Source organism: Chryseobacterium sp. BGA-UO-ETr-SB22 (genome assembly GCF_059567885.1).
The window spans coordinates 343174-357324 of the sequence record NZ_JCAQOV010000004.1; the positions used below are offsets into that span (position 1 = coordinate 343174).

Below are 14151 nucleotides of genomic sequence, written 5' to 3' on the forward strand. Positions count from 1 at the left end.
TTGAATCTCATGATTTTGGATCCAATTTGCTATTTTTGCACATCAGACGTAAAAAAATTATGGCAAAGCAAGAAGATGTTTTCAAGAAAGTGATTTCTCACGCTAAAGAATATGGTTTTATTTTCCCATCAAGTGAGATCTATGATGGTTTATCCGCTGTTTATGATTATGGACAGAACGGGGCCGAACTTAAAAATAATATCAAACAATACTGGTGGAAAGCTATGGTACAGCTTAACGAGAATATTGTGGGTATTGATTCGGCGATCCTTATGCACCCAACAACATGGAAGGCATCAGGCCACGTAGACGCTTTCAACGATCCATTGATTGATAATAAAGATTCTAAGAAACGTTTCAGAGCAGATGTTTTGGTAGAAGATTACTGTTTGAAAATTGAAGATAAAGAGAACAAAGAAATCGAAAAGGCAGCGAAGAGATTTGGTGACTCTTTTGATAAGGCTCAGTTTGAGGCGACGAATCCAAAAATTTTGGAATACAGAGCAAAAAGAGAGGCTATTCTTTCCAGACTGGCAAAATCTCTGGAAAATGAAGATCTTGCTGATGTAAAAGCTTTGATTGAAGAGCTAGAAATTGCAGATCCTGATACCGGTTCTAAAAACTGGACAGAAGTAAGACAGTTCAACCTGATGTTTGGTACAAAACTGGGAGCTTCTGCCGACAGTGCAATGGATCTTTATTTAAGACCTGAAACAGCACAAGGTATCTTTGTAAACTTCTTAAATGTACAGAAAACTTCACGTCATAAACTTCCTTTCGGTATTGCGCAGATTGGTAAGGCATTCAGAAATGAGATTGTTGCAAGACAGTTTATCTTCAGAATGCGTGAATTCGAACAGATGGAAATGCAGTTCTTTGTAGCTCCGGGAACAGAACTTGAGTTCTATGAGAAGTGGAAAGAAAAACGTCTGAACTGGCACTTGGCTCTAGGTCTAGGAAATGATAACTACAGATTCCATGACCATGAGAAATTGGCTCACTATGCGAATGCTGCTGCAGATATTGAATTTAACTTCCCATTCGGATTTAAAGAACTGGAAGGTATTCACTCAAGAACGGATTTCGATTTAAAAGCGCATGAAGAATTCTCTGGAAGAAAGCTTCAGTTCTTTGATCCTGAAAGAAATGAAAATTACGTTCCTTATGTAGTGGAAACTTCAGTAGGTTTAGACAGATTATTCCTTTCTATATTCTCTCACTGTTTAAAAGACGAAGTATTGGAAGACGGTTCAGAAAGAACGGTTTTATCTTTACCTCCGGCATTAGCGCCAATTAAAGCAGCTATTCTTCCATTAATGAAGAAAGACGGTTTGGCTGAGTATGCAGAAAAAATCTTTAATGATCTGAAATATGATTTCAACCTGTTCTACGAAGAAAAAGATGCTATCGGAAAACGTTACAGAAGACAGGATGCTATTGGTACTCCATACTGTATCACTATTGACCATGACTCTTTGACTGATCACACCGTAACCATCAGAGACAGAGACACGATGCAGCAGGAAAGAGTTCCTGTTTCAGAGTTGAGAAGAATCATCGATGAGAAAACGAACTTCAGAAATTTACTTTCTCAATTATAATTTAAAAGCCCTGGAAACAGGGCTTTTTTATTTTTCAACATATGGGTTAATTTATTATTTTTATCCCTCAAATTTTAACCATGAAAAAAATAACACTCATAGTGTTTGGACTGATCCAGACATTTGCATTTTCCCAAACCCAGGACCTGACAACACTCGCTGCCGGGGATCACGTGGGAATGAATGCTCTATTCGATGATAAAGACAATCTTTACGGTTACGTTTCTCTATATTCTTACGGAAAATCCGGTGATAAGACCAAGAAATTTGAGTATGTAGTTCTAGACAAAAACCTCAACCCTGTTGCCAATAAAGAGTTTGAAGGAGATATCACTGCTGCTTCTTATTTAGGATATGTCGACTTTAAAGGACAGATCATCTTAAAACCATCAATGATGGATTATTCTCTGGTAAAAAGCAGAGAAGTATTTACACCGGTTTCTATGGTGATTGATCCTAAAACAAACTCTATTACCAGAAAAATATATTATGATTATCTGGAAAACGGTACTTTCAAAGAAATCAACGAACCGAAGAGCTGGAAAGAACAGCGTAAGGAAAATCGTGATGAGAAAAAAGACAAAGGATACAACTACGTTTCTGCTGTAGGTGAACTGAAAGAAGGTGGTTACTTTGCTGTGGAGTATAAAGATTACGGAAAGTATGAAAATAACAACAGCCTTATGAAGTTTGATGAAAACAAAAAGGAAGTTTGGAGATATAAATACAATACAGACGGAAGCAAAAAAATTTACACCTCATTATCTGTTCTGGAAAGAGACGAGAATTACATGTACTGCATTCTGAAGAAAGTGAATGACAAGCAGAAAACGTTCAGCCTTCTGGTTCTTGATATGAAAACAGGAAAAGAAACTTCCAACAAACCAGTTACAGGGTTATCCGATGATACGATAGACAATATTGAATCTTTCTACTCCAATTACAGAAAGATTGATAATGATAAGAATTTCGATGATAAAGTGGTTCTGCTGGGAAGAAACTATGATGACTCTGAGTCAGTAGGATTTGCAAGAATGATGGTAGACAAAAAAAACTTTACGGCAGATACTAAAACAATCAATTACGAGCCTAATATTTCCGCATTCCTTCCAAAAGTGAATAAAAACGGAATGGTGGAAAACGGATATATGCTTCAGACCAAAGACATGTATTTTATGAATGACGGAAGCGTGGGAATCTTATCTGAAAAATATAAACCGGCAGGACAATACAACGCTCCCAAAACAACAGACCTTGTTTACATTTACACCGATAAAGATTTCAAAGTGAAAAATGTTCAGGTCTTTGAAAAAGAAAAATCAAAATGGGTAAACAGTGATTATCTGTTTTCACAATATCTCAATGGAGGAAAAGATGTCGTATTTTTCTATCGTGACTATCAGAAAGATGAAGTAACAAAGCAGAAAAGATGGAATTTATTCATCAATACCATTATTGACGGGAAATTCAAACAGGAGATCATCCCTATTTCTGAAAAAGACAATTATACGGTAACGCCTTATGTGGGAAAAGAGGGTTATATCCTTCTTCGGGAGTATAATGAGAAAGAGAAATTCAATAAAATCCGTTTGGAGAAATTAAATTACTAGTATAAAAAGGCCCCTGATGAAACATCAGGGGTCTTCTTTTATGTTTTGGCTAAAGCCCGTTCCTATTGATATTTAAATCGTTGATAATAAAATTAGTTTGCTTTTGCTAGGGTTTCATTCATTTTATAATAGTCTGCAATATTTTTTATTTCATCCAAACTTAAATTCCACATAAAGTTCAGGAACTGCTGGTAGCTTTCACTTTGATTTTTAGGTTCTATACGGTCCAGATACCTGTTCAGGTTGTAGTTTTTTCTAGCCTCATATATTTTGGAAAAGCATCTTCCCAGCCAACTTTTATAATACTTTTCTTCCTCTTCATCCTGCAGAAACTGCATGGCAGCATAAATTCCCTGTCCATAGTCTTCCGAATGGAAATAATTGGGCAAAATTTCCATTCTTGCTGTTTTCTTTAATGTGACAAACAGGTCGGAAGGTTTTTCCGGAGCAATTGGGCTTTTAAGTTCTGCAAACGTTTTTTTAAGCATCTCAATTCTTCTGGACACTTCTGGATGTGAGGCAAGGGAATCTTTGTTCAGCTTTTCTTTGTAGAAATTATAATTGTACAGTGAAAAATCTTCCTTCTTCATCCACTTTTCATTGAAAGCTTGCTTTGGAAGGTTAAACAGCTTTTTATAGGTTTCCATCTTCAGCTCTCTTGGCGAAATAGTATCAAAATCCTGCAGCCTCTGAAGTGCATTTACAAATTCTGCTTTTTTGAAATCACTGTTTTTAAAAATGACATAGCCTAAAGAGTCTGCCTGCATTTCGCTTTGCCTTTTTTCCACACTTTTTTTATACACTGTATTTTTAAAGATATCGAAAGCTTTCTGATTCTGGCTCTGGCTTCGGCTTGTGGTGGTAGATTTGATATTCTCCACCAATACTTTATCCAATTTATCCTGTTCGATAATTTTCAGAAAGGTTTTCAGGGAATGTTCTTCTATTTTATGACCCAGCTCGTGAGAAATCACAGCCGCAATCTGCTCCTCATTGTTGAGCCAGCTATAAAGCCCCATGTTAATAACAAAAGTTCCGTCAGCAAGGCAGTAAGCATTGGGAGTATTGTCTTTTGCGATCAGAATTTTCAAATCCTGAGGAATCGTAGGATTATTCTTTTTAAGACGCTGAATCATAAGCTGTATGCTGGTTTCAAATTCAGATTTAAAGATAAAATCCTTATTTTTCACCTGCTTTTGAAAGTCTGTTCCAAATTCTTTATAAATTTTGGACAATTCAGAGCCTGTTTTCCCAGAATACTGAGATTTTAATTTCTTTACGGTTGCTTCATTATTCCCTTCAAAACTCTTTAAAAAATCTTTTCGCTGTATATAATCTGCGGTATCTATCGGTTTATAAATCTGGGCTATTCCCATGATTGAAAATAGGAAGTACCCCAATATAATAAGTTTTCTGGTCATAGTTTTCATCAATAAGAACAAAAATAACTTATTTGATGATTCATTTTAATTTTTATAGCCAAATTATTCTAAATTTGTTAGAGACCCATTCATGAAAAAATGAGAATACTAAAGTATATGATAGGTGGAGCGGTAGCTGGTGCGGCAGCCGTTTATTTTCTGGGATATGATTATTTATTTAGTGGTATTTCCAAAACCTATCTTAAAGGAAAATCAAGTGCATATATTGATGACGGAAATCTTTTCCCGAGCAATCCTATTGCCACAGAGGAACCTGAACTCTGGGAAGAAGATCCAGATTACAACAAAAAGGATTTACCTAAACATTTAGTTGATGATTTAAAACATTCCAAAACAGCTGCTTTTGTTGTGATAAGGAATGGAAAAATTCTTCATGAGCAATATTGGGATGGCTATAATCAGCTTTCACAAACCAATTCTTTTTCAATGGCAAAAGCAGTGACTGTGATGCTGCTGGGAAAAGCATTGGAAGAAGGCATTATTCCTACTATTGATGAAAAGTTCTCAGATTTTTATCCGGAATTTAAAAATAAAACATTCGGAGATCAGGTTACCCTCAAAAATCTGGCTCTCATGGAATCCGGGTTAGACTGGGATGAAAATTACAATAACCCATTTCTTCCCAATGCCAAAGCCTATTATGGAAAAAGTCTTGTAAAAGCTGTATTCTCAAGAAAATTTAAAGAAGAACCGGGAACAAGATTCGAATACCAGAGCGGTTCTACGCAGCTTCTTGGGTTTGCCCTCAGAAAGGCTCTGAATCAATCATTGGCGAGCTATTTATCAGAAAAATTCTGGATTCCTTTGGGAATGGAACAGAATGCCAAATGGAGTACAGACGATTACGGAATGGAAAAAACGTATTGCTGCATTCATTCCAATGCAAGAGATTTTGCTAAACTGGGACAGTTGTTTCTGAACGATGGAAAGGCCGGGGATCAGCAGATTCTCAACACTAATTTCATTGAACAGATGAGAACTCCCACTGAAAAGTCCGAAAACATTTATGGAATGGGGCTTTGGATCAACCATGACAATCCCATCAAGCATTATTATTTCCTGGGATTACAGGGGCAGTATATTATTATGGTTCCGGAACACAATATCGTCGTTGTAAAAACCGGAAGCTACTCCAACAATCCTAAAAATGACAGAGGAAGACCTGATCAGGTAAAATTCTTTGTAAATGAAATTGTACAATTATTCCAATAAACACTATGGAAAAGCACAGCTCAAAAATAGATAACTATATTGAAAAGTCCCACCACTTTGCTCAACCTATTCTTCATTATCTCCGGGAAACTGTTCATGAATGTTGTCCTGATGCAGAAGAAACGATGAAGTGGAGTTTTCCACATTTTATCTACAAGGGTAAAAACCTTTGTGCTATGGCTTCTTTCAAGCAACACTGTACATTTGGCTTCTGGCTGGAAAAAGAGATGAAAACCATGCAGGAAATTACTCAGGATATTGAGAAGAACTCTATGTTTAGTCTTGGAAAGATCACAAAGATTGAAGATCTTCCCTCGAAACCTCAGCTGAAAAAAGCAATTAAAGAAGCTATGGAACTTACGGATATGGGCGTTATGATGAAGAAGGCCCCTCCTTCCAGAACAGAAATGGAAGTTCCTGATTATTTTCAGTCTGCTTTACATGCTCATCCAAAGGCTTCGGATATTTTTGAAAAAGCTTCACCATCTTTCAGAAAAGAGTATATTGCATGGGTAACAGAAGCGAAAACTGAAGCCACCCGAAATAAAAGATTGGAACAATCTTTGGAGTGGATAGCAGAAGGTAAAGGCCGTAACTGGAAATACCAAAAAAAATAAAACACAAAAAACACGATGAAGAAAAAAATTATTCTCTTTTTCTTCCTTATTATTTCGATTTCTACATTCTCTCAGGCATTTGATTTTGAGGGACAGTACAAGTATGCCCGTACTCTTTCATCCAGGAATCCGGACAGTTCTGAAATCGTTCTGAATAAGATGATAGATTCTGCACAGAGAAGAAACCTCCCTGAATTTCTTGCAAAAGCTTATTATTTAAAATCATTCAACAGCTATTTACAATCCGATGCTGAGAAAAGTCTTGATTTTGCAGATAAAGCCCTTAAGATATCCGTCCAAAGCGATTATCCTATCGGGAAAGCACTGGCTTACAGGATGCAGGGTACTCAATATGCAAAGCTCGGACTGCTTGAGGAATCTTCTACAAGTCTTCACAATGCCCTGTCTGAAGTAAAAAATAACAATACAGAGGAAGGACATGAGCTGAAAGGAATGATCTTTAATTCTTTTTTAATCCTTCTCAATAAGAATCAGTACAAAGAGAAAGAGTTTTATTCTAAAAGTGCCATTCAGGAATTTCAGAAGCTTAAAAATATGGCCCGGCGAAATGAACTCCTGATCTCTGCTTATACCAACATGGGGTATAATTTATCGGAAGTGAAAAAATTTAAGGAGGCTAAATACTATTTCGTAAAAGCCCTTTCTTTGGTTGGGGAAAACAATCATTATCTCCGGTCTAATATCCTGCATGATATTGGATTCTCATTCTCGGAGCAGAATAAGCCTGACAGTGCTGTGGTTTATTATCAAAAAGCATTAGCCATTGCAGATCAGTATGGTTTCAATGAAAAAAAGATTGAGATCACGAAAAATCTTGAGGAAGCCTACACTCAGCTTCACGATGAACCCAATACAGAGAAATATAAACTTGAAAATCTTAAATTAAAAGACAGCATTGCTTATAATAAATCAATGGCCGTCAACAAAACATTATCCAAAAAAGAGGAAAGTTTTGATCAGCAGCTCAATGAGAGCCATTCCATTTCAAAAGGGCTTGTTATAGCATGCCTTGGTCTGATCATTGTTTTGGGAATTGTCATTTTAAACAGCATCCGTCTCCGTAAAAAGCATAAAGAAGCTGTTGCCAAAATTTACAGAGAAGGTATTTCTCCGGTGGTTTATGAAGAAGATCCCCAGGAAGTTTCTGATGATATCCAACATAAAAATACCCCTACTCCAACAGAAATAAAAATTTCACCTGAAGTAGAGGAAAACATATTACACGGATTAAAAATATTTGAAGAAAACCTTGAGTTTAACAACAAGAATATTTCACGTTACAATCTTGCAAACACGTTGAATATCAATACAAAATATCTTTCAGCGGTTATTAAGAAATATAAGAAATTTAATTTCAACCAATATATTAATCATCTGAGGATCAATTATATTGTCAATCAATTAAAAAACGAACCGCAGTACAGAAAGTATAAGATCAATCATCTTTCTGAGATCACGGGATATTCATCTCACAGTGCTTTTTCTCTTGAGTTCAAAAAGATCACAGGGCTGCATCCGTCTGCATTTATCAAAACGCTGGATGAAATCTCCTGATTACTGTTCTGCTATTGTAAGGTTATTATACCCGCCCGTATTATTTAATGAGAAATTAGCAACGAGTGAATTATTTAAATTAAACCAAATGTAAGGCATCAGCCTCTGCCCTGCTGTCATGTAGAATGAGGCGGTACAGTTACTTCCTGCATCAATGTTTCCTACACTGTTTGAGGACATGGTATTAACACATTTTACGGTATTGACGATATTGGTGACCGCTAATCCTGCCGTATTATCATACAGCTGCCAGATTGCTTCTATCTGAACTGGATTTAAAGGATCCGTAGTATAATTAATTGCCAATGGAGCCAGATCTGTAGTGAAAGAAGCTACGTAAATTCCGTTTCGGGGTGCGGTAAAGATACCAGTGGCAGCGTTAAAATTCGTTCCGGAATTACTTTCAAAGGTTTTACTCCAGTCTACAAGATAATTGCTTGCCCTGTTTTGTAAACCCGCAGTTATCGTCGGAATAGACGGAGTTGCCAGCTTTACATTATTATTCGTTTTGGCTGCAATAACGATTACTTTATTATTTGTGGGCTGCGCGGTGAGTAAAGGAAGCCATTCATTCCCGTTAGAATATTCCACTCCACTGTTATAACGTACTGCTCCTTCATCAGCCGCAAGCGCCGTAAGCGAAGAAGCTCCAAAGCCAATGGCTCCGTTTCCTGAATTTCTGGCATCAACTTTTGTAACCGGGGTAAGCGTTCCCACTCCTATTTTTCCGGCACTGTTCACAAGAATATCATTGCTCTGCTGAACTGGAGTAAACGTTGATCCTGAAACAGGATTATCTTTTTGTCCATCAATATGCAGAATACCCTGTGGATTTGGAGTATTGATTCCAACCTGTGAAAATGCACATTGGAAGCTTAAAGTCATTAAAATCAGTAAACAATTTTTTTTCATCATCTGTCTTTTTATAATCCGAAAATACTTAAAGAAGTAAGTGTAGCATCAGTATCCAAAGTTTTTGAACTTCCCAGTTTCTGATTCAGGCTTACGGTAATATTATCCCCTTGGTTCAGGTTAAAAATTCCTGAACAGTTTCCCGCAACACGGTTTCCAATGGTATTGGTTCCGGGATAGCTTCCTACACACTTGAACACTTTATTGGTGGTGGAGGACGTTGAATTGGTTTGAATCAAAGTCTCATATCTTGAATCATTCGCAATACTTCCGGATGCTAATGAAAAGGTAAAGGCTACAATATATACTCCAGTTTTTGAGGCTGTAAAAGTTCCTGTACCGGCATTAAAACTGCTGTTCACATCCGTCTTTTTAGTCCAGCCAATAACAGCAGTCTGCACTCCATCACCAAAGCTTTGTACCGAAGAGTTTTCTGCATCTACAAAATCATTGGAAGTTTTATGAGCCAGTGTGACCCATGAAGTTCCGTTAGAATAGCTAAGATCCTGTGTTCCGGAGTTATACCTCAGCGCTCCGGCCTTTGCTGCAGAAGCAGATTGCGAAGTTCCCCCAATTCCGATTGCATTCAAACGTTCATTGGATCTAAGGTCCAGCCTTGTTTTGGGGGATTTTGTTCCTGCTCCTACATTTCCGGCGGGAGTAATCACTACATCATCATAATAACTGGAAGGTATTGAGACATTTGTGTTTTTCTGTCCATCTATATGTACTGTTCCTTCCGGGGCAGACATATTGATTCCTATCTGGGCCTGAATCCCTATGCCACAGCAAATGAATAAAGCCAGTCCTAATTTTTTTCTCATATCAAGTGTGTTATTGTTCTAAAATAGAAAGATTTACAAAGCCATAATCATTGCTTGCAGAAGTTAGGTCTGTTCTCAGACTGAGGTTACCATTATAAACAGACTGGTAGATATAGGGCTGAAGAGTATCGCCTTTATTCAGCTGCACTCCGGCTACGCAAGCACCTGCAACTTGGGCTTGTTTTGAAATATTGGAGAAGGATTTCACACATTTTTTAACGGTATTGTTTCCGTTCACTACATATCTCGCCTCTGAAAAATAGCCTGAAGCTATAGGGATTCTTACAAAATCATACGTAAAAGAAACAAGATATACTCCGGTTCTTGGTGCTGTAAAAACACCTGTTCCGGGAGTAAAGTTTGCTGTTGGATCGGAAATTTCCGTCCATCCGGCAATCCCTGTAGAAACCTGATAAGGAATTTTAACGGCAAAGTTAGCTGCCTGAATATTAGCTACCACTACCGCTTTGGTGGGAGAAGAAATAAGATCCTGCCATACAATACCATCCGAATACTGCATTTTTCCACCATTCAGCGGATTATATCTTACAGCACCTCCACCTGCTGCTGAAGCTGTCTGACTGGTCTCTCCTATTCCGATTGAGTTGTCTGTGTTAAATGTGGACCGTGTATCTATTTTAACAGCGGGAGATAATGTTCCAATTCCCATTTCTCCTGTAGAAGTTATCACAACATCATTGGCAGCCTGGGCAGCGGAAGGAACTCCGGATCCGGGATTATCTTTTGCCCCGTCCACATGGAAAGTGGTTTGAGGGTTTGGAGTATTAATACCTACCTGCGCTTTTGAATAACTTATGGTAAAGCACAAGGAAATCAATATCCCCTTCATCCAAATACTTAGATTTTTCATTTAATTTGTGGTTTAAAACGTGTACAATTCTTGGCCAAAGATAAATGCAAAAGCACATTACATACAATAGCAGTCTTTAAACCAAAAACACACAACATACTGTAAATAAGACAAATAACTTCTTATTTCACATTGTCAAAATACGGAATTTTGCTATTTAAAATAAAACCACCATCCTATTTTATGGGAAATTTTTATAGAATTTTTAAAGAAAAAAATTATTTCGAAAGCCTATTTAGAAAAAAGATTGAAGTTCATGAATAAGTTCGGTGTATGATTTATTGTCTTCCGATTTCAACATTTTACCTGTTTCCAGTTCCTCAATAATGACATCATTTAGAAAGAAAGACGAAAAATAAACAGAATTTTTGAATTAAAAACAATCTTAATGAAACCTGAAGTTAGCTTCCGGCAATGTATTCTTTTTCAGGAATGCTTCATATTCTGGAGATAGTTTTGCACGTCCAAAGGTATTTTCACCACTCATGCTTCCAAGACGTACTTTATCCTTACCATATTTCCTGTTCATGGCATCCATAGCTTTCATTACAGGAAGATGCTGGTTTTGTATATCTTCTTCAAAAAGACTGATCTGTCTCTGATCTTCAGGTACAAAATCATTCACCAGCACTCCTGCTCTTTTATAATGAAATCCGTCTCTATAGATGGCTTCAAAAAGTTCATTAACCACTCTTCCTATTAAAATTGAGGAATTGGTAGGATTGGAAAGAATCCGGGTCATTGCGTTTCTGTATTCAGGCAGATCTTTTCTAAAGCGGTTCGTCTGTACAAAAACGGTAATCATTTTACAACAGGTATTCTGTTTTCTTAATCTTTCTGAACAATACATTCCAAAAGTTTCTACCCTTTCCCGTACTTCTTCTTTTTTCGTAAGCATCTGCATAAAGCTTCGGGTAACCGCTATAGATTTTTTAGGAGAAGGTGCATCCAGTTCCAGCTGACGAATTCCCTTCAGTTCATTGATCATCCTTACCCCATGAATTCCCATCACCTTCCGAACCCACATTTCAGGTTTTTGAAGAAGATCCCAGGCTTTATGGACGCCATTGTCATTCATTTTGACAGCCAGTCTTCTTCCGATTCCCCAAACATCCCCGATATTAAGCCATTTCAGGGCTTTTTCAATTTTCTCAGGAGTATTCAGAATATACACTCCATTAAATTTCTCCGGAAAATCTTTTACAATTCTGTTGGCGACTTTGCATAGGGTTTTTGTAGGAGCGATTCCTATACTTACCGGAAGGTTTTCTTTCTCATCAATCTCTTCTTTGATTTTAAGGCAGTATTCATACATATCGATATACTTAAACCCTGTCAAATCAAGAAAAAGCTCATCAATACTATAGACTTCATGATCAACAACATAAGATTTGGCAATATTGATAACCTGCTGGCTTTTGTAATTATACAACTCAAATTTTGCAGAAAAGCTTTTCACATCATGTTTTTGAAAAAGCTCCTTGTACTTGAATGCCGGGGCTGCCATAGGAATGCCTAAGTCTTTTGCTTCTTTACTTCTGGATACAACACACCCATCGTTGTTGGAAAGAACCACAACGGGTTTGCCCTCAAGATCAGGATCTAAAGTCCTTTCACAGGAAACAAAAAAGTTGTTACAATCTACGAGTGCGTACATGATAATTGCATAGTAAATATCTACACAAAATTAGAGCTTTTAAAGAATAAAATAATCTTTTGGACCATAATTAACATCATATTTAACAATCTGAAAAACAAATGGATAAAATTCTTAAACACGACACGTTTTGTCGCATTAGTGATTTAATTTTGTGTTCAAAAACAGTTATTGCGCTGAAGATTAAATCATTTTCAAGCGCTCTTCCTCAAGGTCAATCTGATAAAGCTGATGGCGGATAATCTCTTCATTCACGTCAATATCTTTATTCAGTTCGGAAAGAAATTGTCTCTGGCTTTCCAGCATTTCAAAAAAGATATCTTTTGTTTTTTCGTTCATCCATTCCGTATCATTGGTCTGTATTTTTTCCTCCCAATGTTTCAGCATTCTTTCTAACCCCGCGTGGCTATTTAGTTCATTTTCATGCTTACTTTTAAGAAAATGATAAACGTGCTGTTTCAGTTTGTGCTTTATTTCTTCTCTGGCCTGCTTGTCTTTTTCTTCATCTGTAAAGTCATCAAATATATGTCCATATTTGATAAGGTATGGCAATGTGAGCCCTTGTACAAGTAATGTAAGCAGAATCACAACGAAAGTAATGAACAGAATAAGGTTTCTGTTGGGAAAAGGAAGTCCGTTCTCAAGAGTAATGGGAATTGCCAATGCAGCTGCCAGGGAGACAACACCTCTCATGCCCGTCCATCCAAGCAGAAGCGGCATCAGCAAACGCCTTCTTGCAGAGGATGCACGCGGTGCTACACTTGGCCGAAAAATCAACGTAGCCAACATGGCAGCGTATGCACTTATTATTCTGGCCGCAATGAGAACACCTGTTACCAAAACCCCATATTGAATGGCAACCTTCAAAGGAATTCCTTCCCATCGAAGCCCACCAACAATTTCAGGAAGTTCGAGTCCTATAATTAGAAATACAATACCGTTCAGAATAAATACAAAACTCTGCCACACACTATATCCCATAATACGGCTGGTACTGTTTAAAAAAATCAATCGTTTACCTGACATATACAAACCTCCACAAACAACAGCTAAAACTCCAGAAGCATGAAACTGTTCTGCAATCCAATACATGAGATAAGGTTCAATGATGGTTAAGGCAATATCTGAAGCAGCTTCTGTAGGAAGTCTTTTGTGAACCTGTACAAAAATCCATGCCAGGGCTAAACCAATTCCGGCACCTCCAATAATCATCCATAAAAAATCTAATGAAGCTTCCTGCCATACAAACTGTCCGGTCCCTACAGCAATTAAGGCAAAGCGGAATATAATAAGTGAAGACGCATCATTCAACAAACTTTCTCCTTCAAGAATAGCGGATGTAGTAGATGGTATTTTTACAAACTTCATGATCGCTCCCGTGCTTACTGCATCAGGCGGAGATACGATTCCTCCCAGCAGAAATCCAAGAGCGATAGTAAACCCGGGAATAAAATAATTAGCTGTCACAGCAACTGCCAGCGCTGTAAAAAAAACAACCAAAAAGGCAAAACTCCCAATAATACGCCACCATCTTTTCATTTCTTTAAAGGAAATAGACCATGCTGCTTCAAATAATAATGGGGGTAAAAAAATAAAAAAGATAAGATCCGGATTGATCTTTACAACCGGTAAGCCTGGTACAAAACTGACTAGCAGCCCAAATACAACAAGTAAAATAGGGTATGCAATTTTTAACTTGACCGCCCACATATTTAACAGCACAATGGCCGCTATCATGGCCAATAAAAAGGGTAAGATGGTATGCATTTGATATTGTGTTTTTGCTCACCCTATTTACTACTTCTATTTGGTTTTTGAAAATTTAAAAGC

Annotated in this window: 11 protein-coding genes; 5 read left to right on the forward strand and 6 right to left on the reverse strand. The window is 37.3% G+C overall.

Annotated features, from left to right (window positions below):
- Positions 1–59: 59 nt before the first annotated feature.
- Together AC57AW_RS05290 and AC57AW_RS05295 are read left to right on the forward strand one after the other, a co-directional pair.
- Complete coding sequence (locus tag AC57AW_RS05290; protein WP_496351075.1) at positions 60–1601, forward strand: glycine--tRNA ligase; 1542 nt, start codon at positions 60–62, stop codon at positions 1599–1601.
- Between the two features lie 80 nt (positions 1602–1681).
- On the forward strand, positions 1682–3211 hold the full coding sequence (locus tag AC57AW_RS05295; RefSeq protein WP_496351076.1) for a hypothetical protein: 1530 nt from the start codon (positions 1682–1684) through the stop codon (positions 3209–3211).
- 92 nt (positions 3212–3303) lie between these two features.
- Here AC57AW_RS05295 and AC57AW_RS05300 read toward each other — a convergent pair whose 3' ends face one another.
- Positions 3304–4632, reverse strand: a complete 1329-nt coding sequence (locus AC57AW_RS05300; RefSeq protein ID WP_496351077.1) for a M48 family metalloprotease — start codon at positions 4630–4632, stop codon at positions 3304–3306.
- Between the two features lie 99 nt (positions 4633–4731).
- Here AC57AW_RS05300 and AC57AW_RS05305 point away from each other — a divergent pair, with 99 nt between their 5' ends.
- From AC57AW_RS05305 to AC57AW_RS05315, 3 genes are read left to right on the forward strand one after another with little or no spacing between them, the layout of a single operon-like run.
- Positions 4732–5865: a serine hydrolase domain-containing protein gene (locus AC57AW_RS05305; protein WP_496351078.1), complete on the forward strand. Its 1134-nt coding sequence runs from the start codon at positions 4732–4734 to the stop codon at positions 5863–5865.
- 5 nt (positions 5866–5870) lie between these two features.
- Positions 5871–6482, forward strand: coding sequence for a YdeI/OmpD-associated family protein (locus AC57AW_RS05310; RefSeq protein WP_496351079.1), 612 nt, complete (start codon positions 5871–5873; stop codon positions 6480–6482).
- Positions 6483–6497: 15 nt separating this feature from the next.
- Positions 6498–8057 carry a tetratricopeptide repeat protein gene (locus AC57AW_RS05315; protein WP_496351080.1) on the forward strand — a complete coding sequence of 520 codons (1560 nt, stop codon included), beginning with the start codon at positions 6498–6500 and terminating at the stop codon, positions 8055–8057.
- On the opposite strand, the gene AC57AW_RS05320 is transcribed toward AC57AW_RS05315, so the two are convergent.
- The 5 genes from AC57AW_RS05320 to AC57AW_RS05340 form a co-directional block, all read right to left on the reverse strand.
- A complete protein-coding gene (locus AC57AW_RS05320) occupies positions 8058–8969 on the reverse strand; it encodes a hypothetical protein (protein ID WP_496351081.1) in 912 nt (303 codons plus the stop codon).
- An 11-nt stretch (positions 8970–8980) separates the two neighbouring features.
- Positions 8981–9793 carry a hypothetical protein gene (locus AC57AW_RS05325; RefSeq protein WP_496351082.1) on the reverse strand — a complete coding sequence of 271 codons (813 nt, stop codon included), beginning with the start codon at positions 9791–9793 and terminating at the stop codon, positions 8981–8983.
- A 10-nt stretch (positions 9794–9803) separates the two neighbouring features.
- Complete coding sequence (locus AC57AW_RS05330; RefSeq protein WP_496351083.1) at positions 9804–10664, reverse strand: complement C1q domain-containing protein; 861 nt, start codon at positions 10662–10664, stop codon at positions 9804–9806.
- A 385-nt stretch (positions 10665–11049) separates the two neighbouring features.
- A complete protein-coding gene (locus AC57AW_RS05335) occupies positions 11050–12321 on the reverse strand; it encodes a Y-family DNA polymerase (protein WP_496351084.1) in 1272 nt (423 codons plus the stop codon).
- Positions 12322–12504: 183 nt separating this feature from the next.
- Complete coding sequence (locus AC57AW_RS05340) at positions 12505–14088, reverse strand: Na+/H+ antiporter (RefSeq protein ID WP_496351085.1); 1584 nt, start codon at positions 14086–14088, stop codon at positions 12505–12507.
- Positions 14089–14151: the final 63 nt, after the last annotated feature.